Annotated in this window: 31 protein-coding genes; 7 read left to right on the forward strand and 24 right to left on the reverse strand. The window is 60.4% G+C overall.

What is annotated here, in order from left to right; all coding sequences use genetic code 11:
- Window positions 1-96 precede the first annotated feature (96 nt).
- The gene (locus tag LKE08_RS11365; RefSeq protein ID WP_324704339.1) at window positions 97-846 is read right to left on the reverse strand and encodes a C39 family peptidase; all 750 of its coding nucleotides are present in this window, start codon (window positions 844-846) and stop codon (window positions 97-99) included.
- A gap of 124 nt (window positions 847-970) precedes the next feature.
- Between LKE08_RS11365 and LKE08_RS11370 the strand changes: the two genes are divergently transcribed.
- Window positions 971-1,186, forward strand: coding sequence for a hypothetical protein (locus LKE08_RS11370; RefSeq protein ID WP_324704340.1), 216 nt, complete (start codon window positions 971-973; stop codon window positions 1,184-1,186).
- Window positions 1,187-1,285: 99 nt separating this feature from the next.
- On the opposite strand, the gene LKE08_RS11375 is transcribed toward LKE08_RS11370, so the two are convergent.
- Window positions 1,286-1,639 carry a hypothetical protein gene (locus LKE08_RS11375; protein ID WP_324704341.1) on the reverse strand — a complete coding sequence of 118 codons (354 nt, stop codon included), beginning with the start codon at window positions 1,637-1,639 and terminating at the stop codon, window positions 1,286-1,288.
- Window positions 1,640-1,707: 68 nt separating this feature from the next.
- Between LKE08_RS11375 and LKE08_RS11380 the strand changes: the two genes are divergently transcribed.
- Window positions 1,708-1,938 carry a hypothetical protein gene (locus LKE08_RS11380; protein ID WP_324704342.1) on the forward strand — a complete coding sequence of 77 codons (231 nt, stop codon included), beginning with the start codon at window positions 1,708-1,710 and terminating at the stop codon, window positions 1,936-1,938.
- On the opposite strand, the gene LKE08_RS11385 is transcribed toward LKE08_RS11380, so the two are convergent.
- The 17 genes from LKE08_RS11385 to LKE08_RS11465 all read right to left on the reverse strand — a co-directional run bounded on the left by LKE08_RS11385 (window position 1,935) and on the right by LKE08_RS11465 (window position 13,920).
- The gene (locus LKE08_RS11385; RefSeq protein WP_324704343.1) at window positions 1,935-2,216 is read right to left on the reverse strand and encodes a hypothetical protein; all 282 of its coding nucleotides are present in this window, start codon (window positions 2,214-2,216) and stop codon (window positions 1,935-1,937) included. The two genes, LKE08_RS11380 and LKE08_RS11385, sit on opposite strands and share 4 nt — an antisense overlap.
- A gap of 82 nt (window positions 2,217-2,298) precedes the next feature.
- On the reverse strand, window positions 2,299-2,697 hold the full coding sequence (locus LKE08_RS11390; protein ID WP_324704344.1) for a hypothetical protein: 399 nt from the start codon (window positions 2,695-2,697) through the stop codon (window positions 2,299-2,301).
- Window positions 2,690-2,869, reverse strand: a complete 180-nt coding sequence (locus tag LKE08_RS11395) for a hypothetical protein (protein ID WP_324704345.1) — start codon at window positions 2,867-2,869, stop codon at window positions 2,690-2,692. The genes LKE08_RS11390 and LKE08_RS11395 overlap by 8 nt, the downstream gene beginning before the upstream one ends.
- Before the next feature lie 72 nt (window positions 2,870-2,941).
- Window positions 2,942-3,160 (reverse strand): hypothetical protein, encoded by a 219-nt coding sequence (locus LKE08_RS11400; RefSeq protein WP_324704346.1) that lies wholly within the window; start codon window positions 3,158-3,160, stop codon window positions 2,942-2,944.
- A gap of 75 nt (window positions 3,161-3,235) precedes the next feature.
- Window positions 3,236-4,696 carry a hypothetical protein gene (locus LKE08_RS11405; protein ID WP_324704347.1) on the reverse strand — a complete coding sequence of 487 codons (1,461 nt, stop codon included), beginning with the start codon at window positions 4,694-4,696 and terminating at the stop codon, window positions 3,236-3,238.
- Between the two features lie 86 nt (window positions 4,697-4,782).
- A complete protein-coding gene (locus LKE08_RS11410; protein WP_324704348.1) occupies window positions 4,783-5,481 on the reverse strand; it encodes a hypothetical protein in 699 nt (232 codons plus the stop codon).
- Between the two features lie 167 nt (window positions 5,482-5,648).
- A complete protein-coding gene (locus tag LKE08_RS11415) occupies window positions 5,649-6,299 on the reverse strand; it encodes a hypothetical protein (RefSeq protein WP_324704349.1) in 651 nt (216 codons plus the stop codon).
- Window positions 6,300-6,414: 115 nt separating this feature from the next.
- Entirely contained in the window at window positions 6,415-7,227 is an 813-nt protein-coding gene (locus tag LKE08_RS11420; RefSeq protein WP_324704350.1) for a hypothetical protein, read from the reverse strand.
- A gap of 121 nt (window positions 7,228-7,348) precedes the next feature.
- The gene (locus tag LKE08_RS11425) at window positions 7,349-9,634 is read right to left on the reverse strand and encodes a hypothetical protein (protein ID WP_324704351.1); all 2,286 of its coding nucleotides are present in this window, start codon (window positions 9,632-9,634) and stop codon (window positions 7,349-7,351) included.
- 82 nt (window positions 9,635-9,716) lie between these two features.
- Entirely contained in the window at window positions 9,717-10,247 is a 531-nt protein-coding gene (locus LKE08_RS11430; protein WP_324704352.1) for a hypothetical protein, read from the reverse strand.
- Window positions 10,248-10,361: 114 nt separating this feature from the next.
- Window positions 10,362-11,144, reverse strand: coding sequence for a DUF4326 domain-containing protein (locus tag LKE08_RS11435; RefSeq protein ID WP_324704353.1), 783 nt, complete (start codon window positions 11,142-11,144; stop codon window positions 10,362-10,364).
- A 108-nt stretch (window positions 11,145-11,252) separates the two neighbouring features.
- Window positions 11,253-11,717, reverse strand: a complete 465-nt coding sequence (locus LKE08_RS11440; RefSeq protein ID WP_324704354.1) for a macro domain-containing protein — start codon at window positions 11,715-11,717, stop codon at window positions 11,253-11,255.
- Window positions 11,718-12,031: 314 nt separating this feature from the next.
- Entirely contained in the window at window positions 12,032-12,478 is a 447-nt protein-coding gene (locus tag LKE08_RS11445) for a hypothetical protein (RefSeq protein WP_324704355.1), read from the reverse strand.
- A gap of 153 nt (window positions 12,479-12,631) precedes the next feature.
- Window positions 12,632-12,988, reverse strand: coding sequence for a hypothetical protein (locus LKE08_RS11450; protein WP_324704356.1), 357 nt, complete (start codon window positions 12,986-12,988; stop codon window positions 12,632-12,634).
- Window positions 12,960-13,166 carry a hypothetical protein gene (locus tag LKE08_RS11455; protein ID WP_324704357.1) on the reverse strand — a complete coding sequence of 69 codons (207 nt, stop codon included), beginning with the start codon at window positions 13,164-13,166 and terminating at the stop codon, window positions 12,960-12,962. The genes LKE08_RS11450 and LKE08_RS11455 overlap by 29 nt, the downstream gene beginning before the upstream one ends.
- A gap of 155 nt (window positions 13,167-13,321) precedes the next feature.
- On the reverse strand, window positions 13,322-13,594 hold the full coding sequence (locus tag LKE08_RS11460) for a hypothetical protein (protein ID WP_324704358.1): 273 nt from the start codon (window positions 13,592-13,594) through the stop codon (window positions 13,322-13,324).
- 83 nt (window positions 13,595-13,677) lie between these two features.
- Window positions 13,678-13,920, reverse strand: a complete 243-nt coding sequence (locus LKE08_RS11465; RefSeq protein ID WP_324704359.1) for a hypothetical protein — start codon at window positions 13,918-13,920, stop codon at window positions 13,678-13,680.
- 115 nt (window positions 13,921-14,035) lie between these two features.
- Between LKE08_RS11465 and LKE08_RS11470 the strand changes: the two genes are divergently transcribed.
- Entirely contained in the window at window positions 14,036-14,185 is a 150-nt protein-coding gene (locus LKE08_RS11470) for a hypothetical protein (RefSeq protein ID WP_324704360.1), read from the forward strand.
- Between the two features lie 234 nt (window positions 14,186-14,419).
- Here LKE08_RS11470 and LKE08_RS11475 read toward each other — a convergent pair whose 3' ends face one another.
- The 4 genes from LKE08_RS11475 to LKE08_RS11490 form a co-directional block, all read right to left on the reverse strand.
- Window positions 14,420-14,980: an SLOG family protein gene (locus LKE08_RS11475; RefSeq protein ID WP_324704361.1), complete on the reverse strand. Its 561-nt coding sequence runs from the start codon at window positions 14,978-14,980 to the stop codon at window positions 14,420-14,422.
- Window positions 14,981-15,064: 84 nt separating this feature from the next.
- Window positions 15,065-15,298 carry a hypothetical protein gene (locus LKE08_RS11480; RefSeq protein ID WP_324704362.1) on the reverse strand — a complete coding sequence of 78 codons (234 nt, stop codon included), beginning with the start codon at window positions 15,296-15,298 and terminating at the stop codon, window positions 15,065-15,067.
- A 116-nt stretch (window positions 15,299-15,414) separates the two neighbouring features.
- A complete protein-coding gene (locus LKE08_RS11485) occupies window positions 15,415-15,678 on the reverse strand; it encodes a hypothetical protein (protein ID WP_324704363.1) in 264 nt (87 codons plus the stop codon).
- A gap of 85 nt (window positions 15,679-15,763) precedes the next feature.
- A complete protein-coding gene (locus LKE08_RS11490) occupies window positions 15,764-16,174 on the reverse strand; it encodes a hypothetical protein (RefSeq protein WP_324704364.1) in 411 nt (136 codons plus the stop codon).
- Window positions 16,175-16,357: 183 nt separating this feature from the next.
- Between LKE08_RS11490 and LKE08_RS11495 the strand changes: the two genes are divergently transcribed.
- Window positions 16,358-17,452: a hypothetical protein gene (locus LKE08_RS11495; protein WP_324704365.1), complete on the forward strand. Its 1,095-nt coding sequence runs from the start codon at window positions 16,358-16,360 to the stop codon at window positions 17,450-17,452.
- A 27-nt stretch (window positions 17,453-17,479) separates the two neighbouring features.
- On the opposite strand, the gene LKE08_RS11500 is transcribed toward LKE08_RS11495, so the two are convergent.
- The gene (locus tag LKE08_RS11500; RefSeq protein ID WP_324704366.1) at window positions 17,480-17,731 is read right to left on the reverse strand and encodes a hypothetical protein; all 252 of its coding nucleotides are present in this window, start codon (window positions 17,729-17,731) and stop codon (window positions 17,480-17,482) included.
- A gap of 27 nt (window positions 17,732-17,758) precedes the next feature.
- Here LKE08_RS11500 and LKE08_RS11505 point away from each other — a divergent pair, with 27 nt between their 5' ends.
- The 3 genes from LKE08_RS11505 to LKE08_RS11515 all read left to right on the forward strand — a co-directional run bounded on the left by LKE08_RS11505 (window position 17,759) and on the right by LKE08_RS11515 (window position 23,135).
- A complete protein-coding gene (locus LKE08_RS11505; protein ID WP_324704367.1) occupies window positions 17,759-18,412 on the forward strand; it encodes a hypothetical protein in 654 nt (217 codons plus the stop codon).
- Between the two features lies 1 nt (window position 18,413).
- Window positions 18,414-19,625 carry a hypothetical protein gene (locus tag LKE08_RS11510; protein WP_324704368.1) on the forward strand — a complete coding sequence of 404 codons (1,212 nt, stop codon included), beginning with the start codon at window positions 18,414-18,416 and terminating at the stop codon, window positions 19,623-19,625.
- 303 nt (window positions 19,626-19,928) lie between these two features.
- Window positions 19,929-23,135 (forward strand): hypothetical protein, encoded by a 3,207-nt coding sequence (locus LKE08_RS11515; RefSeq protein ID WP_324704369.1) that lies wholly within the window; start codon window positions 19,929-19,931, stop codon window positions 23,133-23,135.
- Window positions 23,136-23,137: the final 2 nt, after the last annotated feature.

The raw sequence follows: 23,137 nt of genomic DNA on the forward strand, positions 1-23,137 counted from the left end.
GAGAGGAGAGAGGAGAGAGAAATTCTGGGGTTTCCTGATTTCTCCCCTGTGTAACTATGCCAGCGCACAGTGCTATATTATCGAGGTTGGCGGGGTTCAGCGGCTCAGGTAGTGGGTCCACAGGTTGCCGTCCGGCATACACAGGCGGCGGATCAGAGAATAGGAGTAATGGAGGAACGCGCCGGACAGGTCGGTGCGATAGCCGCTGGCAAACCACTCCCCATAGGGGTCGTGGACGATCAACCCGTATTCGTCGTACCCCACCACGACGATGATATGCCCGAAGTCGGTAAAGTACCCGTGGATGATATTCGGATTTCCGGCGGCGACCCACGCCCTGATGCGATCGATATTCCCCGCCTCGAAGAAGCGATCGCGCACCCCGTAATCCCGGGCAATCTGGGCTAGGTCGTAGGGCGAATGGCGGCTGTACCCGTTGGCGATCGCGTATTCGTACAGTTCATCCTCGAATTGACCGGCGCGGGTGCGGCGCTCGGCGCCCAGGTACTCCAGACACATGGCCAGGGACGTGACGTTGCAGGCACCGGTGGGGTTGAACCGATTGTCGAGCTGGGATTTGTAGGGGACGTCGAGGGTGACGGACGGCGGCAGCGACAGCTCCCCCTCGCCTTCTACCAATTCGCAGTGGGGCGGATAGACGTAGAGTTGTCGGTAATCAGCCACCGGCTCGACCAGGTGCAGGCGCCAGTGGGAGTGGGCGACTTCACAGGCGTAAATATCTTTGCAATCCCCCTGCGAAAAATTCCACTTCTCCCCCTCGGATAATTCGCCCGATTGGAGCGGCGACAGCTTCAATACCGTCGAATGCAGTGCGACCACTTTCATTTGCGTTTCTTCCCCCCCGGATTGTACAATCCGACCGTTATAACCCACCGCGACCCCGAGCCGCACCCCTAGAACAAATGGGTTAAACTGGATTGCTGAGGGCGACGGACGGAGGGGGGAACCGATGAAGTGGACGGTACTGATTTACGACCGGCGGACGGAGTGCTGGAGTCCGCACCTGCCACCGACGGAGGAGGAAAAGCACTGGTACTCTATGTTCGAGACGGCGCACCAGAGGGCGCAGCCCATGTCCTTGGCAGAAGCCGAGCGCATCGCCCTGGAACACGACCGATTCTGTTCTCACTACAAACCGCTGATTACGACCGTTTGGAAACGATGACGGACGAACTGACCCAACTGGTGGATGCTCGACGAGCGGCTCGATTACCGGGCGGGGGGGTCGATACCCCCCGCGTGACGGGCTGCGGAAACGGGAACTCTATTTCACCTCGGCGATCGACACGAATTCGACATTCAAATCCGAATTGCCGGTCAGTTGTTTTTCGAGCCGTTCGCTCAAATTTTCGTAGTAGTAATAGAAATCCGAATTGTACCGCTCGATATCGTGCCGCCCCTCCACGGTATCTTTCACCTTCAGGCGGACGGTCACGAACAGTTCGACCTCCATTGTCTCCAATCCAGGGTGCATGGTTTTGACCTCCAATTGTTGCAGTCTTTTCAAATTTTTATCGCACCGTTCGAGCATTTCGTCGCAGTTGGCGATGAGTTGCCCGATCGACGCCACATCGGCGGCGGTGTCCCGCTCGAAATCGAACGTTTGTTTTTCTGTCAAAGGGTGAACTCCCAACTCCGATATCCGCACCCGGTCACGGGTTCCGCATCGCTTCGATTTCGGATGAGATGATGCGCCACCGAGTACAATGGAAGGCGGACGAAAGAGACGAAAGAATGGGAGGCGATCGCGTGGAAAAAAGTCAGAAGAAGCGGTGGGTTTCTCCGCAGAAAATCGACCGGTGCCGGGGCTGTGGCGTGCGGCTCACCGACGCCAATTCCGACTCGCAGAACCGCTACTGCTACGACTGCCGGAGTCGGTATGCCCCGATGGAAAATCCCGCCACCGACGGGCTCTAACGGTTCCGCCCCGCGACGGACAGCAGCGCCGTTGCCAGCAGCCGGAGGACGCGATCGCGGCGGTAAGCCCGATAGATGCGATCGATTTCTTTCCGACAGCCCCGGCGGGTGGGGAAGCGGCGGGGGACGGCGACGCGGGGGATGCCGTCCCGGAAGTAGCCGATCTTGTAGTCGAAGGAGCCCGTCGGCACGGGTGTCAGCCGGATGCCGCCGTCCATCAGTTGCCGGACGGATTTTCGCCCCGCCCGCTTGGGCGATACGCTCGAACGTACCCTCATTCATCAACTCCCGTAAGCTGCGATCGATGGGGGAGCCGGTCGCCCGACTCCCCTCAATCCGCACCGCGTAGCCCCCGGAGGGTCAGGTCGGGTCGAACATCAACTCGGTTTCGGGCACGTCGAGCGTCCAGATTTTCAGGTGTCCCCGGCAGAAGATGGGCTGGCGTAAGAGGCGGGGACTTTCCAGCTTCCAGTGGTAGTGTCCCGCCATCGCCCAGGGGTCGTCCATAAAGCCCTCGAAGCGGCAATCGACCACCCGCACCGACCCGAGTATCTGCCCGAGTGGCAGTTGCATCGGCATCCGACGTTCGGCGCCGACGCGGCGGATGAACGCGAACCCGTCGCGGTCGATAGACCGTCCGGCGTGGACGAACAGTTCGCCCCGGTAGGACGTTTGCCAGCGCCGGTTTTCGACGGACTTGCCGCAGAAGATGGCGGACGCCCACGGTTGCTTCAGGGTGATGACGTTGATTTCAACCATTCTTCAGGTGCCCCATCGTCCGGTTTATTTCTCCCTCCGCCTCCGCCGTCAGTTCCGGGAATCGGTCGCGCAGGTTTCGCATCACCGCGTCGGTTTGTTGATTGAGAATCGACTGCCAGATGGCGGCTTTGATGGCGCTCCGTTGTGCGTCGGTCATCGTCTGTCGCGTCATGGTTTTTCTCCAGAATGATTGTACCGTTTTCGGGGGGAGAACCGTCCCCCCAATGGGAATCGAGGGATGCGATTACCCCTCCAAAATCTGTCGGTTAATCAACCCCTCGAACCGCTCGATAAATTCGTCGCCGACTTCCTGGGTCAGGTTATACTTCGTTCCATTTGCCATGAGAACAAAGGTCGCACTTCCCTTCTCCCCAATCAGCCGATCCACGGACGCAATGTAATTTACGTTCAGCCAGCGGTAGGAGCCGGGATGACATTGGCTTTCAACTCGGATAAAGTTCATGTTTTACCTCCATGAATACTCCTCGACCCGCACGGCGTAGCGGCGGACTCCCGTGGGGGAACCCGCCATTGCCGATTACCGCTTCACCTTCCAACCCGTGCGCGGGTGCAGGTTTTCTTTCAGTTCCGCCACGCCGTCGATGTCGTGGCCGTCCTTGATGAGTTGCTTGAGCGCCGACTTCTTCACCTTCAGCGTCACCACCTCCTCGACGGCATCCGGCGCGACCCGCCGCACGTCCTCGGGCTCGGCGAGTACCTCCACCGCCTCGGTCTTGTGGAATGACAGGACGCGATCGCGCCCCTCGTTGCGGATGCCGAGCTTGCCCTGCTCAAAAAGCCACAGGGCGTAGCGGTCGATGCGGTTGATGGCGGAACGGACGCGGACGAGCGGCGTCTCGAATTCCTTCACCAATGCGTCGAATTTCGCTTTCTGGCCCTTCTCCTCCGCCTTCAGGCGATCGCGGACGTAGCAGATGGCATCGAGTCGCTGCTGGAACAGGCGGACGATGTGGCTCTCGTAGGCTTCATCCTCCGGGTCGAGGGCGATGAGTTCGTCGATGATTTCGTGCATTTTCAGCCGCACGGTTTCATCATCCTCGGGTGCGTCGGGGTCATCCTCGGGCGGGCGGGAGCCATTGCTGCTGCCATTGCCATTGCGGCCGGATGCCATGCCCACCAACTTCGAGGTATCGAGGCTCAGGTTTGCAATTCCCTCGGGGGTGAGGTCGTCATCGTCGGCCGTCATCGGGGCGGGCGTCACCGGGGCATCGGGTGCCACCTCCAGCTTCGACGTCAGCACCGACACCTTCTTGCCGCCGTCGTCCCAGATGACCCGCACCTTCCCCGCCGGGGTCGCCGTCGATGCGGTCACACCGTACCGGGGTTCGGCGCCGGGATACTTGCGGTAGAGGATGGCGGTTCCCTCCGGCCAGTCCCATTGCTCGGGTTGCTCCGACTGTGCGGGTTGCTCGGGTTGCTCCGACGGTGCGGCTTGCTCGGGTTGGGCGGGCGCGTCCACCGCCGCGATTTGCCGCAGGTAGTTGCGCTCGTCTTCGGTCAAGTCCCGGTTCCAGAACTGCTTCGCCCGTGGGTCGCCGAACCGCCGGATGAACGATTCTTTGCACTCGGTCAACTGCTGGCGGTTGTTGCACAGCATGAACTTGTCCTTCCAGGCGTAGAGGTTGGGGACGGCATCGGGTGCGGCGATCGCCTCCTTCAGGTTGGGGCGCCACTCCTTCGGCACCGCCTTCCACACCGCCGCCCAGCCGTCATCGCCGTGGGCGGACGCGATTTCATCCATTACGTCGGCGGGTTCGGTGCTGCTGAGGAGTTTCTTGCTCCAGGCCACCGCGTCGAGGAGTTCGGGCGCTTGTTCGAGGGCCTTCAGCCGCGCCTTCACGTCTTCGGTCAGCAGCTCCCACGCTTCCTTCACCCGGCTTTCGGGGTGGGCGCTCAGGAGGGTCTGGTAGCCGTCGCGGGTCGTACACAGCCGCATCTTCTTGGCCAGTTCTCGGATGTTTGCGAGGGTAGAAGTCATGTGTTTTGTTTCACTCCAATTGATGGACTCCTACCCCCGCACGGCGTAGCCGCAGACCGCCCCCCGAAGCGATCGCCGAGTCAGACCTACGGCATCGGCACCACGTCCCCGGCTTCTGCGGACTTCATCCCCTCGGGCAGGGCGTTGGATGTCACTTCGGATGTCTTCGCCGCCATCAGCGTCGCCACCTCGTGGGGCGACAGATTATCGAGACACAGCATCCGCTGGGTGCCGTCCAGGTCGATCATGCGGGTGAGGTTGGATGAGTCCGCCAAGACCGCCGCCGCCTGTTCCAGCGGCGCCCAGTCTGTGCGCTCCACCCACGACCACTTGAGGGAGTAATACGACGTGGGTTTGAGCACGCCGGTTTCGTCCGGTTTCTGGCCCGTGTGGCGGACGAATTCGGGGACGAAAATGCCCGTGGCGGGCTCGACGCCCCGCGCCTGGACGGACGCCACCAGCCGGTTGAAATCACTCAGGGAACGGCTCTTGATGTACGTCACCATCACGACCCCCTGGGGCAGTTCGCCAGACTCGGCGACGAACCAGATTTGCCCCCACAGGGCGTTTTGGGTCTGCCCCAAATCTCCGAAGAATTTCGAGAACTTGAGGATGGTCATCGACACCTTGGAGCCGTATTCCTCATCGCCAATCATCCACTTGCCCGACTGGCAATTATTGCGGGCAGCCAGCGGCATCTCGGGGATGAGAATTTCGTTTTCATTCTTGCGCCCGAAGACGTTCAGTTCGACCGATTCGCCGTTCGCTTGCGCTTTTGTCGCCATGACTTTCACCTCTGATTTCGATTCATTTTTTCGTTGCGGGGGAGTCGATTTCCCCCTCCATTTGTACGGCGTAGCATCCTTTGCTTTTCTGTTGTGTTCTCCCAAAAAAATCCCCGCGATGGGGGAGGTGGGAAAGTGGAGGATGCTCACCGGCGATGCCGTCTCGGTCAGCGGTTTCGGTGCGCTTCGATAATCCGCCGCAGTTCGGCTTTCTTCATCTTGTACCAACCCTTGGGTCGCGGGGTCATGCCCTTGGCGATATGCCGCAGTTGGTCGAGGGTCAGGTCATCCAACTCAATCGCGGCACTGCCGACGCTCTGGAACCGGCGGGTGGGTTTGGGCGGTGCATCGGGGTCGTCGGAGTCGGGGTCGTCGTCGGGGTCTGCGGGGTCGTCGGCTTCTACGGCTTGCACCTCCACCTCGTCCGCATTCACGTCAACGCCCTCGTCTGTTTCACCGTCAGCCGCACCGTCTGTTTCACCACCGGGGAGGTCGGGTTCGTCCGGGTCGTCCGCCGCTGTTTCGTCCGCGTCCGCCTCGGGCAGGTGGGCGATGGTGTGCCCCTCGAACAGGCTGAGGACGACCGCCCGGTAGGCGTCGAGTTCCTCGGGACACACTTCGCGGACGGTGGCGATCGCCTGCTGCATCAACGCCGCGGCGCTCTCCATCTTCGACTCGCAGCTCCCGATCCGCTGCATGAAAGCTTGGATCTGCCGCTGTTGTTCTTGCAACTGTTCGATTTGCCCTTGAATGGCGTCGAACTGGCTCTGCTGTCGGGCCAACAAGTCGTTCAATAACATCGCAATTTTCTCCTGCATCAATCTCCGAAGTTCGCACGGCGTAGCCAGAAAAAAAGCGACCGCCCCCCGGAGGAAGCGAGTCGCGTCATTCACTGTACCTATGTTGGGGATTTTCCCCTCGACCCGAACGGCGTCAGCGGTTCCCCCGGTCCGTCTCGAACAGGGTCGCGATCGCCGACACGATATCCCGGAAGGCGCGGGTGGGGACGGTCAGCTTCAGGGTCGCCTCGGTGCCGTAGTAGTTGAAGTCGAGGTCGCACCGCCAGGGACAGTCGCGGGGGAATCGCCACGCCAGCTCCAGTTTGGGGACGCCGCAGTATTGGGTGTCCGACGTTTCCACCAGGTACAGCCCGTCCGCGTAACCCGCCCGCTCGACGGTCGCCTCGTTGCTGGCAATTTTCTGCTGCCGCGCCGCCTGGATTTTCACCGTCATCGCCCGCTTGTCTTCGATGCACCCGTCCACCATCCGCTGGATTTGCTTGGCGACGGACAGCGGGTCGCGACCGATGGCGTAGGTGGCGGTCTTCTGCGGCCCCTCGTCGTCGCGGCGGCGGTAGCTCCAGAAGCGGACGGTTTCGGTCGCCGGGGAGTAATGGTCGGTGAATTGGCTCACCACCTCGACGGTTCGCCCGCCCGACTGGATGTTGTCGTAACGGACGACGGGCAGGGTGATGAAACTGCCGTACCACTGGCAGACGACCCGCCGCTTCCGCCCGTCCACCTCGAACCGCAGTTCGCAGTCCGTGCCATCGATGTGGGCTTTCGCCACCAACCAGTGCGATCGCTCCGACAGTTCGGATGTCCAGGTGCAGCCGTACAGTTCCGCCAGGTGGGTCAGCACCGGCGATACCGCCGCCGTCAGCCGCTCGGTCCGCTGCCGTTCCTCCAACTCCATCCGCTCGGCGAAAGTCAGTTGGGATTGGGTTCGTTCCGTTTCTGCGCTCATCTTTGATGGCTCCGAATTCTTCTCGACCCGCACGGCGTAGCCCCTCACGGCATCCGGAAGCAGGGGAGGCTCCCACCCGCAGGCGGAAGCGTTCCCCTAGAACGTCGGTTCCCCTAGAACGTCAGTCCAACCGCCCGATGAGTTTCACCTCGACGGACGAGCCGGTGTTGCCGTAGTCGTAGAGTCGGCAGCGGTAATCGCCCGAGCCGAGTTTGTCGCCCTTGCACTGGTCGGGGAACTCACCGATGGGCGTCTCGCCCACGAACAGCTTCTGTCCCCGCACCGTCAGCGTCGCCACCTGCCCGGTCAGCGGATGCCCTGCGTACACGCTGCGGTTCTTCCCGGCGAACCAGACCGTCTCCACCGGACGCCGGATGCGATCGCCGATGATGTCCGGGAACAGGTTGAACACCAGGCTGGCTTTCTCCACGCGATCGCCCCACACGCCGCGATTGTCCCTGTCCGCTTCGTACCGCTTCGGGTTGTGCTGGAGCTGCCACAGGGCGGTGCAGGCCTCGAAGCGGTCGCCCTCCCCTTCGGGACACTTGCACCGCAGGGTTTCCACCAGGATGCCGATGGCTTCCGACAGCCGCCTCGGACTCTCGCCGTACTTCTCTTTGATGGCGCGGATCTTCGCGTGGTACTCGTCGAGCACCGCCAGCGCCCACCCGTCCCACCGCGGCGATCGCTCCGACGGAAACAGGTACCGCCAGTGCTTGTTGGGCGAAACGTAGGGCTGGCACTCGCTCCAGGCCTTCGATACCGCGTCGGCGAGGACGTGGTAGCCCGCTTGTTCTAGGGGAAAGCGCCCGGGTTCGGTGAGGAAGAGTTGGTCGTTGCGCTTCTGGTCGAACAGGGCGACGGGGTGGGCTTTCTGCCAGACGGCGCACTCTTTCTCCAGGGTCGGGTAGATGTCCGCGAAGCGGGTGGCGGACTTGGGCGAATCCACTTCAATCTGGAGGGCGTCGAACAATCGGTCGAGCAGCCGGTGCCGGTCGGGTCGCTTGCTGGCTTCCACCACCCCGATCCACGTCGCCACCAACCCGATGGAGTCCGACGCCTGGGCGTTGACGATCGCTTCGATGCTGCCGGTGTAGGGAACCTTTTCCCGCTTCACCACGGGCGGATGCTTCGGCTCCTCGCCGGCCCAGCGCACTTCCGCCGCGATGTGGGGGATATCCTCGGCGCGGGAGAATACCAGCGCGTCCCCGTCGAAATCGCATTGGTGGTTGGTCATGGCGATGTCCGGGTGGATGGCGCAGCAGCCGTTGAGGGTGTCGGGTCGGTGTACGTTCCGATACTTGCGGATGCCGTCCGAGTTGACGATGGGGTACCGCGTCACCACCAACACCTGACCCTCGGCGACGCCGTTGATGCTCACCTCGTCCGGCGCCAGGGTGCGGTCGGGTTGTGCCATCGCCGATTGGTGGCGGTGCGCCCCCCCGTAGGCCAGCCGCTTCCACTCCCGCCGCAGTTGCTTGAGCGCCCACTCCAGGCATTTGCGGTGGGTCGAGAGCCGTCCGTATTTGTCCCCCGCCAGCAGTTGTGCCATCCGATCCGGTGGCGTCCCGGCGATTTCCGCCCGTTTGATGCCGCGATCGCACATCTGGGCGATCAGGTTCCGCTGATCGGATTGCAGTGCCTTGAGGCGATCGCATTCGAGCAAAACGCCGGGGAGTAAGTCCGCCGCGATCGCCTCTTTGCTGAACCAAATGTTGAACTGCCAGGAGTTGGAACAATCACTGATGCGGCTGTTCATCTTGTTGCCGATTGCCACCCGGGGCAGGTGGTATTCGCCGCATTCGATGTCATTGCCCTTGATGCTGCTCCTGTCCAACACGATGTCCCAGGTCAAGCCGTCTATCGGCGCGAGAGTTCCTTTGGCCAGGAAACTCTTTCCCGGTCCGTTGAATGTCAGCAGGTTGGTGTCATCCGGCAGCCAATCCTGGAGCCACACCATGCGGAACTGGAAGGCGCGATCGCCCCGGCCGTCGATGGCTCCCAACAATCGCGGGTGGATGAACCCCCGGCAGTCGTCGGTTCCCCAGCCCCGATATTCGGACGCTGTGAAGTCCACCACCTTGATTCGCACGGACTCGTACAGGTGGGCGGCGAAGGTCTGGGAAGTCAACAGGGAGCCGTACCGGGCGCAGTCGGGTTTGTCGGCAAACAATGCTTGGACTTGTGGCAACCTGACGTCATTCACCTTCATGAAGTAGGCGGTGGTGCCGCTGCTGAATGCCAGTGCCCACCCTTTCATCCGCAGTTTCACCGACTCGTTGGGGATGAGTTTGATGCCCCGGAGGTCTTTGTGGATGCCGGGGAATATCGTGCTGAGAATGTTGCGGGGAAATTCTTCGTTCGTCCACTCGGAAATGGCGGACTCGAATACTCGAATTTTATCCATAATGAAGCGAGGGGGAGCCATGAGACTCCCCGACAATATGGGCAATTAATGTGGGTTGAATGGCGGTTTATTTACCCGGTGATTACCCGGCGAGAACGCCGAAGTCCAGGTCGAGGGTCGAGGCGACTTCGAGGATGATGGGTTCCTCCTCGCGCCGGATGTGGGGCGCGTCGATGCGGCACAGCCCGACCGCCTTCTCGCCGTTTTCGTACTGTTGAACGTCCCGACTTTCCCACGGGAAATAGATGATGCCTTTGTGTGACGCGGCGTTCACCCGCTGCAACTCGCGGTAGGTGTCGTTCGGGTCGGGGACGAACAGTTTGCAACTGCCGTGAATCCACATCGAAACCCGCTTGCACTGCTGGCGTGCCGCAATATTTCCGAGGGTGTGAATCGCCCACTCGGTCGCTTCGATATCATCCGCGTCTCGGGGGAATTCCTCCGCCGCCAGGATGAGCAGCCATTCGCGGTACGCTTTCATCCGGGTTTTCCCGTAGAACGGATTGCCCAGCGGATTCGGGCGGGAACAGTCGAACCGGTACACCGGCTGGGTGAGTTTCTGTCCTTTGAATCGCGGCAGTTGGCTTGCCAGTTTGATGTCGATGGGGTACATTGTTCCTACTTCTCCGAAAACGAAATGTGCGACGAAACAACCCCCACAGATGGCCGTCTGCGGGGGCGTTTGATTGGATGGAATGGTTGGGATTTCTCCTCAATTGGAACGGCGTCAGCCGTCTGTTTCTCGGTTGCAGGCGAGTTCCCGTTCGAGTCCGCCGTTTGCCAGCCACAGCAGCGCCGCCTTCACCACGTCGCCGTGGCATCGTGCGGGTTTGCAGTAGCAGCACAGTTCGACCGGCACGTTCTCCTTCGCCACCTCCAGGATCGTGCGGAGCATATAGAGGATCTGCCGATCGCCCGCCAGGATGCGCCCTTTCAGGTGGCGGTGGTATTTGGCGACCACCTCATCCCGGGAGCCGTCCTCGCCGATGCGGTACGGATTCTGCAGGGGGGACGCAGCCAGCCCCAGGCGTCGGTTCTCACGGCCGATGTAGATTTTCCCCTCGCCCGTCCAGCCGTCCACCTTGCCGTTGACGACGGTAATCTTCTCGTGCAGGGGGGCGAACTTCGCGTAGGCGCGATACAGGCAATTCACGAACGGCGATCGCAGCCCCTCCCCTTCCCAGCGTCCGGGTTCTCCGTTGCGGTGGCGGACGATGTGGGTACACCGCCGCAGCCACGCCAACCCACCCCGGTCGGCGATCGCATCTTTGAGCCTCGGGTGCTGGTGCAGTTTGGCGGTGAGAATCTCCACCATCAGTTGTTGGTCTTTATCGAAGTCGAGGCTTTTCAAATCCTGGTAGGCTTCCTCCGCGTCCGCGTACCAGTTCCCCCGCAGTTCGACGGGGTACTTGTGTTTGATGCTGCCCTTCTTCAAAGCCAGTCGGGTGGGGTTGGTGAGGGCGCCGCCGAGCCCTCGGGTGCCGGAATAAATGTTGATGGGTCTGTGCATTTTCAACTCCGTAATACTCCTCAATTCGTAGGGCGTTAGCCGCCGATAAAAATGGGGAGGGCGAAGCCTCCCCGACACCATCCCCCGCGCCAGCGGTGGCGGTTCAATTCAGTTGCGATCGGGCAATTTGCACCAGCGACCGTCCACGTCTCGGAAGATGCGACCGACAACTTCCCAGTCGCCGCCGCCCAAGCCGCAGCCCATGCCGTAGGGCAGGTGGATGGGTCCGAGTTCCCCCCGTTCCTGCCTCAGTTTCAGTTTGAGCGCGATCGCCCGCAGCGCTTCGTAGTCGGTGTTGACGTTGGTGCGGCTGTGGGAGATATTGAACTGGCCGAATAAGTTGAGCACCAGCAGTTTCCGGCTTTCGTCCGCCCACACGGGCTGCACGGTTCCCAACAGTAAGCCGGGGTACGGTCTGTGGCGATCGCAGTATTTGCTGTACTGCCGGTAAACCCTCGGATACTTCCGTTTGATTTGCAGGGCGATTCCGGCGCCCATGAAGCCGAGGCAGTTGGTCTGGTGTCCGATGATTCCTGCGGTGATGTCGAGTAGATTTTGGTCGATAATTTCCATTGCCGTGAGAGAATGAAAGTCCCTGATATATGTGATGGGATGTCGGCTGACACCCCATCTTTTCTATGCGTCCGAGGGGCGGTACGGTTTGCAGCCGGGGAGTTGCCCCGACCGGATCAGCGGTATTTGTCCTTCAGCGTCCACAGGTTGATGCTGTAGCGATCGCGATCCTTGCCGAGCGTCGCGTGGGGGTTCTTGGAGTCGATGCGGTAGATAATTTCGAGCATGATGGGTATCGTCAATTGAAGGGTGAAGGTGGGTCATTAAAAAAAGGGAAAGCCCCGCCGAGAGGCAGGGCTTAGGGGTCAAGTTTGTCAATCTTCGACCATGAACGATTCAAAAGCAAAGCCGAAATTCTTGCCGTACTTATATCGTTCGTTGATGTAGGATGGTTGCGTCTCACTAACTGTGATGGCAAATTTCTCACCGGCTTGCACCAATCGCTCGAACTGCTTGCCTGGTTTGCGGACTTTGTGACCTGTGAGAACCCCGGTCAACTTTTGCTCTTGGTTGCCAACCAGCACAAGTTTCAATCCGGCTTTGCAAGCGAGGGCTGCCATCTCGATCGCTCTCGCATCCTGCCTGATGTCAAACACGAGTGTCTTATCTTTGACAAACTTGACATAATCGGCGAAGTCTTCCCAATCTTCCGCTGACCAGTTGTCGGGGTTTACACAATCATCGATCTTGACGAGCAAGAAGTCCGTGTATTGATAGAACCTGATCCAACTATTTAACTGATATTGGCGGTAATATTCCATGAGTTATTTCCAGTTTAGTTGACTGTGAAAACGCTACGGTCTAGGTGAGAAATCCCCCAATCCCCTCTTCGCGCCAGCGTCGGTCAGTTGTCTTCGAGGGCGGGGGGAACTGCGTCGGTGCGATCGCGGATCGCACCTATCGCTTTCGGTCGGTCACGCTTCCACGGGGACGCGCACTCGGGCGTAATCCTGCTCGTAGGAAACGGCGAGGAAGATGCCGAGTTTGTAGCCGACCAACTTCTGGAACCGCACCAGGTCGGACGGCTCGGCGAAGAACACATCGACGCAATAGCCGGTATAGGAATGGGTCGATTTGCGGGGTGTCGATGCGATCGCGATGGCGTTGTGGTACTTGGACGCGCCGAGGATTTCTGAGTAGTTCATGGCGGATAACTCCGTTCGGATAGAGGACAGTGAATGGCGATCGACGGCGATCGATTGAGAGGAGAAAACCCCGGCGGACGGGCCGGGGCTGATGATGTTAGAACTCCAGGTCTTCGAGGTCGTCATCGTCGAGGCGGTGCAGCATCTCCAGTTCTTCCGGAGTGAGCGGGTTCTCGACGATGGTGGGCAGGAAATTCAATCCCAACATCTGCTGGAGGCGGCGTTCCAACTCGGCTTTCGCTTCCGGGTCGGTCTGCCAGGTCGCTTCCAGGTATTCAACGGGCATTTGCGAGTAATCTTTCATGGGGTATTCTCCAATTCAATTGATGGGAAAGGGGACGGCTCACCGGAGGGCAAACCATCCCAAACTCCCTCCTTCGCGCCAGCGTCGGCCGCTGACGGATGGAGGAGAGATGAATTTAAAAAAAAGAAACCCCGCCGGGGGGCGGGGCTGGGAAATCAATCGATGACGCAGCAGTAACCGAACCGTTCGATCGCCGAGATGAGGCAATTTAAAGAGGGCAAAAGGCTGTCACCGTTAAAGGAGCCGTAGAAAACGCGGCCGTCTTGCGAGGCTTCTTGGTCGAACTCACCATTTTCGATGAGCGTTTTCACTTGCTCAAGAGCTTCAAGGTGCGTCGCGTCGAGTTCGACGGGAGTTGCCGACTCTTGAGTGAGAGGGCGAACAATATATCGCCAAAGGAATTTATCTTGAATCACGGTTTCGTTCATGTTTCTCCAAAGTGAGTGAGCAAAAGAATAGGCAGTTTAACGTCATGCCTGGGACAAGCCTCTATGTAGGGCAATTGACCGAATTATTCGGGGTCGGAATACAGCGAATCCAAGAACGCTTCGGGGACGTGTCGTGCGATGTATTCGTCGCGTTGCGTCAGTTGTACGTTGGCGATGCGGCCGATGAAGGAATCGCGATCGCAACCTACGACGAATTGCTCCAATTGCTCGAAGCGCATCAATCCGAAGGCGAATTGCGCGATCGCTCCGACGGCGATCCGGGTACGGAAGAGAATGGACTCGGCGATCGATTCGATAACGAACATGATTGTTGTCTCCAATCAGAATGTGAAATGGGACTGCCCATCCGGTCGGACGGACAATCCCGAAACCTCTTCTTCGCGCCAGCGTCAGTGAGTGACGGATGGGGGACATTACCAGGTGAGGACGACGGCAATCGGTTCCCCCTCGATGAAGCCCAGCGCCTCGCGATCGCCCCGGTGGGCGGCGGCGAACTCCCAGGCGATCCGCGAAGCGCACCTATCGCCCAGGACTGAGCGGCGGCGGCGGACTCGAACCGCAGGTGGATGAGGACGATATCCCCCGCATGATTTTCGGTGGCGCGGCAGTCCCCGACTCCGGCGACGAAGGCGTCGCGGTCGAAATCTTCGAGCAACGGTTCGAGTAAATTTAAAATGCGTTCCGTCGTTCTTTTCTCCACCATTGACGGATGATTTGCGGATGAGAAATGGGTCGGAATGACGGTTAAAAAAAAAGGGACGGCCCGCCCGCAGGCGAACCATCCCAACTGTTTTCTGTCGCGGACTAACCGACCTCTTGATGGGGCAGAACTTGGTACATCCGCAGGTTTGCCGGGTCGCAATAGATCGTGTGGAGTCCCCGAGAGCTGCTGTACTGCAACTGCCGGTAGGTGCCGCCCTGCCGCCCGTGAGTGCCCAGGTACACGCCCAGGCACATCGACGCGCGATCGGCCATCCACTCGTTGCGGCGGGTCAGCTTCTCGATGGAGTAGCCGCCGTCGGATACCAGGCACACCTTGCAGCGATCGCTCCGCTTCATCCGCTTCACCAACGCCGCGTACTCGTCCTGCGTCGAGCGGGGCCACTTCTGCCAGTGAGTGGGGAACGGCACCGCGCCCACCAGGTACAGGTCGGCTCCCCCGTCGATTAGATCCATGACGTACTTCGCCGCCGTCAGATCGACGCCGCAGGCCATGCCGCTGACGAACACTTTGATGCCGCGCTCCGTGGCGTATTCCACCAACCATTCGACGCACTCCCGGACTTCCAGGTGGAGGCGCCCGATGTGCTGGGGTCGGTGCCCGGTGAAGTGGGCGGTGACGGCTTTATCTTTGGGAAAGGTCACGGTATTTCTCCTCGTGTGATGTGCGATTTATGGGTAAAAAAAAAGGAAAGCCCCGCCACAAAGGACGGGGCAATCGGTCGAAGTTTATGCGTAATAGTCGGGGTACTGCTCCCAGGCGAACAGCGTCCATTCGACGATCTCTTCATCCATATGGAAATAGGGACAGTCTTGGCACTGATTCAGCCCGAGTTTGCAGTGACCTTCGTGTTCGGTCGGGTCGAAGTCTTCCACGCAGAAGAGGCAATCGAGATCGAGCTTGCCTTCACCGATGGGCTTGCGTTTGAGCAAGTAGTCGTTCTTCTGTTGTTTGGTCAACATGAGCTTTACCTGAATGACAACAATGGAAAGGGACTGCCCACCCAAACGGCGGACAATCCCAAATCCCCCTCTTCGCGCCAGCGCCGACACTTTCGAGGGGGCGGGGATATCAACGATTAACGGCAGGACAGGATGCAGCGCAATTCACAACTGGCGAACCCCTCAATCCCGTTCGGTTTGTTGTCGGTGCGGATGCCGATCGGCTCGAAGTCGTTCACTTCACACCAGCGATCGCGATCGTCGGTAGTGTCGAAGTGCAGGTGGACTTCTGCGAGGGTACCGTCGGGCAGAATCGTCAATTCATAATGGGCGATGCCGCAGTCGATTCCTTCCAACAAACTGGCATCGGTGTGGTCGGTCAATTCGTCGATTAATGTCATGATTTGAGACTCCACATTTGTGATGGTGAATGCGTAAAAAAAGAACCCCCGACAGACGAGCCGGGGGCGCGATGATTTTTCAATTCTAGGAGGGAACGTTCATCTGAGAGGCAGTCCAACGAGCGGCACGAATCATCATTTCTGCAAATTCGCGATCGCCCGTATAGATGACCTTGATGGTATCGCCATTGAAATCGCGCAACGCCAACTCAGCAACTTCCGACAAGCCACGACCGGAAATCTTTTGCCAAATAAACATCACATTCTGACAGTCTTTATCCCACAAAAATCGCTGAAAGTGGTAACTATGCATAGACTTCCAGAGCTGTTCGCGGTACTCTTTCAGCGTTTGCCCCTCGACTAAGTAAACACTGCGACCGAGAATGCGGAATTCGGGGCAGTATCCCGGACCAATGTGATAAGTGTTCTTACTGATCTGCCAGCTCACTTTCTCGGTGTTGTACTGGTTGATATCGAACGGTTCGAGAATAATCATCTGCGTCTCCAAAAAACAACCGCAAACCCCCTCTTCGCGCCAGCGTCGATCCGTTTTAATGCTGACGCGGTGCGGTCGGCGGGGGAAAGGTGGGGTGCGATCGCGACAGTGCGTCCACCACGAAAAGAAACCTCGTGAATGCGGTGTATCGTCGAGGTAAACCGATATCGGAGAGATGATGACATGGAAAGGGAAAGTCATGGAGGGGCCAGGGACGCGATCGTATTCGTGCCGGGATTTGACGCGAAGGAGAAGGACTATTACATCGACCGCTACCTGGCATTGGGGTTGGCCAATCGACTCGAAGACCGGCGGGCGTACATGGAGCCGGAGCCGGTCAAGATCGCGGGGCTATCGGGCCGTCGGTTCACATTTGAATCCCAGGGCGGGGCGAAGAAGACGGTGGATATCTACGAAATTTATTGGCGGGATTTGGTCGAAGATTTGAACGAGGGAACCATCCGCTACCGCGTATTTCGGGGGATTTACCTGCTGCTCTACTGGCTGTCCGCGTCGTTCAAAATCGGCCGGATGTCGGGGATATTCCTCCTGCAAGTGACCGCCATCCTGGGATTGATCGCGGCTTGGGAGTACGGCACGGTCATCATGGCGATGACGGCGATCGGCACCGACCCGAATGCCCTCGGATTTCAACTGCCGAGTCAGTGGGCTGAGGCGTTGGGGCGGTGGGGGCAGGCGCTGGGCGGGTGGCAGCTTTGGTTGGTGACGAGCGCCCTCCTCAGTTTTCTGCCCATTTCCATCAACGTGCTGATCCACCTGCTCGATTTTATAGTTCGCTACGCCGAGGACGACACGGTGGGGGGGGTGGCGACGCTGCGCGATCGGCTGCGGCACCGGCTGACCGGCGCTCTGGCCGACGTATTCGACTCGGGGGACTACGGCCGGGTGACGGTCATGGCTCACAGTTTGGGGTCGGTGCTGGCGGTCGATTGTCTGGCGGACTACCGGTTCCGCCCCGGGGAGGCGGTGCGGTTCGTGACGCTGGGAACGCCGCTGAAGATGATGGCGGCGATCTCGACGTGGATCAGGGCGGAAGTCGAGAAATGCCTGCACCGCGACGCGATCGCGGAATGGGTCGATTTTTATTCGGATCGGGATTGGCTGTGTACCCGGGTTCCCCTACACCGGGGAGTCCGAAGCGACCGCTTCCGGGCTGAGGCGATTTCGCTGCGGGTATCCCTGGCGCAACAGTTGACGGCGGAATCCCACCGCGCCTACTTCTTCGATCGCGCCGTCCTCGAAACCCTGCTCGACTGATGGGATGGAGCCGCGTCCGGCTTCGTCCTAGTCCGGGCCGGGGTCGATGATCAGCACCTTGTCGATCTGCACGACCGCCCGGATGAAGGCGACCCGATCCGCCAGCGCACCCCCTTCGATGTCGGCGGGGAGTTTTTTGGACCGGTAATATTCGATAAATTGGGCGCGATCGAATCCGGCTTCGCGGATAATCGCCTCGATCTCCTGCTGCCGCTGCTGCGACCACCGTTTAAATTCCCGGAATGACCGTTCGACCTCGAATTCTTTTTCTAAGTCCATCGCCGTCTGCGCTCCTCTCTCCCACCCATGATAGATCGGCGCGATAGGTTTTGCGGATGGGCGGTGGCGATAATTTGTGGGGGAAAATGCCGGCCGTTTTCCCCCGGTTTTGCCGCCCGATTTCCCGCCGCGATCGCCGACATCCGGTCGGGTAAAATATTGCACAATGGAGGTGGCGTTGACCCGGTGCGGGGGGAGGAAAATTCGATGGAAATGCGGACGATGGACGAGGGAAACTGGCACCGAACCTTCAATCAACTCGGCGGCGCGATTGACCCCCAGGTGCAGTTGCGGGGGTTGTTCGAGAAGCCCAAAAGCCACGGCCACCTGCTGGAGATGCTGTCCTTTACCGATGCGAATGTATCGGGCTATTCCGCGTCCGGCAAAACCCAATGGGCGACGTTCAAACAACTGTCGCAACTGCTACCCTGCTTCCCGTTCGACGACAAGGGGAACGTGACTGCGACCGTCGAAAGCTACGATTATTTGACCGAGCATTACACCCTGATTCAATCCATGTTGTGGGCCTGCCCGAAGTGGAAGGTGTGGCCGTTTGAAGCGGACGCGCCCTACCCCCGGCGATACATCTGCACGGGGCAGTACCGGCAATTGATTCTCCGGGAAAATGACCGCCAAATTGTGACGGGCGGACACTGGGCGGTCATCGTCAAAGGGGCGTGATATGCAGTGGAACGGAGATCCAAAATTCAACGTGTCCCCCTTCTGCCGGGACTTGCTGGCGGGGAATGTGGCGGGCATCATCGGCATCCTCGCCAAGGCGCGGGAGGTGATGGCCGGACTGAGTGCCCAGCAGGAAGATGACCCCAACACGCCGGAGCTCGAAGATGAGTTGCTGGCATTGGAGCCGTTCGAGCGCTACGTCGCCACCCTGCCCGACGATGATGAGGAGAAGGTGAGGATTCAAGCCCACACCCGCCGCTTCCTGGAGACGAGCCACTCGGTGAACCGGTACATCAACTCGAAGAAGTACGAGGATGCCGCCGCCCTATCCGGCGCCTACCAGACCTTCGCCCAAATCCTGCGCCGCGTCACGCCGGGGGGGAAGCGGTTGCAGGCGGATATCGAACGGGTGGCAAAAAACCTGAAGGTATCGGATTACTCCACGTCCCTCGACGTCGGGCTGCCGGGGATGCTCGAAATCATCCTCCGCACCTTCACCCGCTGCCCGAGCGATGACCTCATCCCCGCATCCAATATGGCATCGGCGGTGCTGCTCAAAGCCGAACGGGCCGGCGGTGCCCGGGCGATGGCGATCAAAACGGCGGCGTTCTACCACGATCGCCCCATCGACCCAATGGATATGCGATCGCTCCCGACGTTCGAGGCGACCCAGACCGCCCCGGTGTTCACCATCCCCACCGCCCCGAAAATTCCCGGTGTCGTCTTCAATCCCGGCGTCGGCACCATCGTGCCGGCCCCCGGTGACACCCGACTGCCATCCGGCCGGGAGCGGGCATCGTCTCGGGGGTGGGGTTCCTCGTCCCTGGCTCCGTTCGCGATCGCGGCGGTGCTCATCTTCGGGGCGATCGCCCTGAAGCGCAAGTACGATGTGGATCTGAAACTGGCCAGCAAAGTTTACATCTACGGCCGCAACTCGACGGAACCCGGCGACTACAACTGCACCATCTCCCTCGTCGAAACCAGCAAGCGGGAACTGCCGGAGGACGTGCTGGCCCTATCCGCCGACCTGTCGGGCTACGCGGAACTGTACGGCATGGCATTCGACCTGGCGGAGACGCCGCACCTGTGCGTCGATATCAACAGCCGCGAGCAGTTGGAAGATGGACGGGCGACGCAACTGCTGGACGACCTGCGGCGGCAGATGGGCGCCGAACTCGTCGGTGGCATCTGGACGACGAAGCGTCCCCTCTGACGCGATGCGGACGGCGGGAAAAAGATGCCCGCCCGCGCTAATTTGCAGCAAAAAAAAAGGGGCATTTGCCCCCGCTTTGTACTCGCATCATTTCGGCTATTCACCCCAATGAGGAACGCAATTCGACCTCGGTCGATTCAGACTCGCTTTCCGAATTGACCTATCATACCGGCTCGGTGCGATACCGTCAACCCTCGGAAATCTTAAAATATTCGGAGGAGTGGAAGCGCAGAGTTTCGCCTACCTAAACCGCCACCGCTATCCTGGTTCTTATCCTTCCTTTTAGACGGGGGCGGACGACGGATGAAGCGCCTAGAACAAAAGTTTGAAAAAAAGCCGAAATACAAGACCGAGATGGCGGTGTACGACTTCGGCGGCCAGGAGTGGTTGGACTCTACCATCACCTACCACAACAACCTGATCCGCGCCATGCACCCGGAGTTACTCATGGTGGTGGGCGCGGTCGATCCCGGCATCAAACTGGACTCGCAGGTGGAGGCGCTGCTCATCGACCGCATGAGGAAGGGCATTCCCCTCGTCGCCGGCGCTCCCGTCGGCGATCGCAAGTCGCGGCTGTACCTGGACATCGCGGGGTCGGCGCGGACCCACGGCAACTTCATCTTCACGGACGGCAACGTGGGCGAGGTTTACTTCAAGGACAGCATGGGCCGCATCAATTACGGCAGCATACTCTTAACCGAATGCCGGGTCATCCACCATTTCTCGAACCTGCGGATTCTGTGGGTGGACGAGGAAGACCCGGAGGAGCGCCGCAAGATGAAGGGCGGCTCCGGCATCGAACACGACTACAAGGAGGCATTCCTCCCCGGCGACGCCCACGCCAAATGCACCCCCGATTTCGCCCAGGCCATCGGCGCGTCCGACACCCCCATGCAAATCCGGGTCGGCATACCCGGGCGTTACGTCTGGAAGGGAACCGTCACGGCCAACCCCGATCCGGGTGACGATGACCTCGGTACCTGGTGGCTCGAATACGACGGCGATCGCGGCATCGACCTGATTCTGCCCCACAGCGGCGCGAAGGGCCACAAGCCGCCGTCGGGTACGAAGACGGTGGAGGAAACCTACATCGGGGTGGTCAACTACGTCGAGGAGCCGCGGACGGCCAAGGGGAGTCAGATGCTCTGGGCTTGGTTCAGTTGGGAGAGCCTCGAATTGGATATCGTCCCGCCCACCGAGGCAGAGTGCGCGGAAATCGCCGCGGCTTACCATTCTCCGAAGCGGCTCTCGGCGGTGCTGCGGGCGGGCGTGGACGCGGACATCGACTTTTCCGGCAGCGTGGGCGAGGAAGAAGATTTCGAGGGCGACGACGAGGCGGACGATGACCTCTACACCGACCCGCTCCTCGACATCATGGACTCGGACAAGTGGGGCGAACTCCAACACCACCCCTGGATGGCGACCCGCATCCGAGAGCGGCTGGCGCGGCGGTGGCGGCGGCTGGCAATCAACGGCAAGCCCGCCTTCGTATCCGCCATCGGCCTGCCGGACGAGACGCTGATGGACGACACCTTCGCCACCCGCTCGGTGAGTCCGGGCCGCCACCTCATCTTTCGCAACCCCATCCGTCACTGGGGCGACATCAAAACCTGGGTGAATGCCCGCGGCACCAACCCCCATCTGGATATCAACCGGGGTTCCATCTGGTTCAATACCCGGACGGCGGCGCAGATCGGCGGTGACTTTGACGGCGATTGGTACCAGATTGTCGAGGGGAGTCGCTACCCCCGCATCATGGCGGAGGCGCGGCAGCTCGATACCCTCTACGGCACGCCGCCCACCGTCGAGAAGTTCGCCAAAGAGCCCATCACCGGCGACCTCGAACGGGTGGCATTGCGGGCGATGGACAATAAGACCGGCGTGATTTCCAACCTGATCATGCGATCGCAGGCGAACGGGACGCTGAAGTACGCGGTCAAGATTCCGAATATCGACGTGCGGACCGGGCAGAAAACGGGCGGGGAGGCGGAGATGACCGTCATCGCGTTCCTGAGCCAAGAGATGCAGACGGCCGTAGACCGGATGAAAAATAATTTGTACCACAACGAGGTCGGCATCGCCAGGGTGAAGGAAATCGTCGAGGGAGCCGGGGATGCGCCCTGGATCAAAAACAGCATCTACAAGCACCCCGACGCCTACAAGTCGTTCCCCATCCCTGCCGCCGACTCCCAGGGAAATGTGGGCGCCGATTCCGTCTCGAAGATGATCGACGTGGTGAACTCCTACTGGCGCCCCTACACCGACCTGGCTCGCGACCTCGCCCACTACCGGGGCTATTTTCCGACCATCGCCGTGTTCGACCGCCATTGCGAACCCTACACCCGCGATATGGTGAACTTCGCCGTCCGCGCCAACGTCTGGTACGGCCGGCAGATGTCCGAGGCGATGAATCACGGCAAGGGTCCGGGCGGGTCCGACCCCACCCCCTGGATTTACGTCGAGGAGCGCCGCCGCCGCATCCGCGAAGTGCGCGATCGCATCCTTGCCATCAAACAGCAGATGGCCGATCGCATCGGGCAAGCAAAGGACTTGGCGATCGCCATTCGAGCGGCAGCATCCCCGGTGTCGATACCCGACCTGATCGATGAGTGGAACGAGATGGGGGACGCGATCGAGGAGGCGTACCTGGAGCGGGTCAAACAGATCCTCCCGTCCGCCCTCCACCCGCTGCTCGACTTGTTGAACGACACCCCCAAAGCGCTGCGGGATGGACTCTACAGGCAGATTGCCGATGCCTACCGCACCTTTGCCGACACCTGGGGCATTCCGGACGGCACTCCCACCACCGCCTACGACCTGCCCGCCGAACACCGCCGCCGCCTCCAGTCCCTCGCCTTCACCGAACCCGTCGCCGTCATCCCCCACCCGAATGGAGAATTGCCGGGGTTCGAGCCGGGGCTGCGGTTGAAAATCCTGACGCTGCACGACTGGGCCGCGGCTTTCTGGAACGGCATCCACCGGGAGGGAGCGTCGGAGGGGTCCACGGCCGGCATCTGCTTCGTCATGTGGGGCGACGAAATCATCGATCGCTCCGAGGAGGAAACGCCTAACCTGCAGGTCTTCCAGGCGGTGGGTTGCCAGCACAACGACCTGGCTCAAATTATCTGGGGCGAGTACGCCGCGGTGCCGGACCCCAATTCCCAGCAGCATCCGCCCAAAGCCCTGCCGGTCGAAGGCTACCCCCGCAACGTCTACCCCCCCAGCGACGCCATCAAAATTCCCCTCGGCGCCAACTGCAACGTCGGGGTGATGGGCTTGATGGCGGACGGCATCGGCACGGGGACGGGCGTGTACGTCGCCTCGTCCATCGACCGACCCCTGAAGCGGCTCGGTTCGGTATCCCGGGATGCCGACGCCGGCCGACTGCCCGACCTCACCGACACCCTCGGCGGTCCCAACTGTACCTGTCGCCTGTGGACGCAGACGCTGCACCGCCAGGACGGGCAAGTGTACTCCAAAACCGTGGCGGTGGCCTGGGGGTACCGATGAGA

The sequence above is a fragment of the Lyngbya sp. CCY1209 genome (genome assembly GCF_035615495.1).
In the GTDB taxonomy this organism is placed as follows: domain Bacteria; phylum Cyanobacteriota; class Cyanobacteriia; order Cyanobacteriales; family Microcoleaceae; genus Limnospira.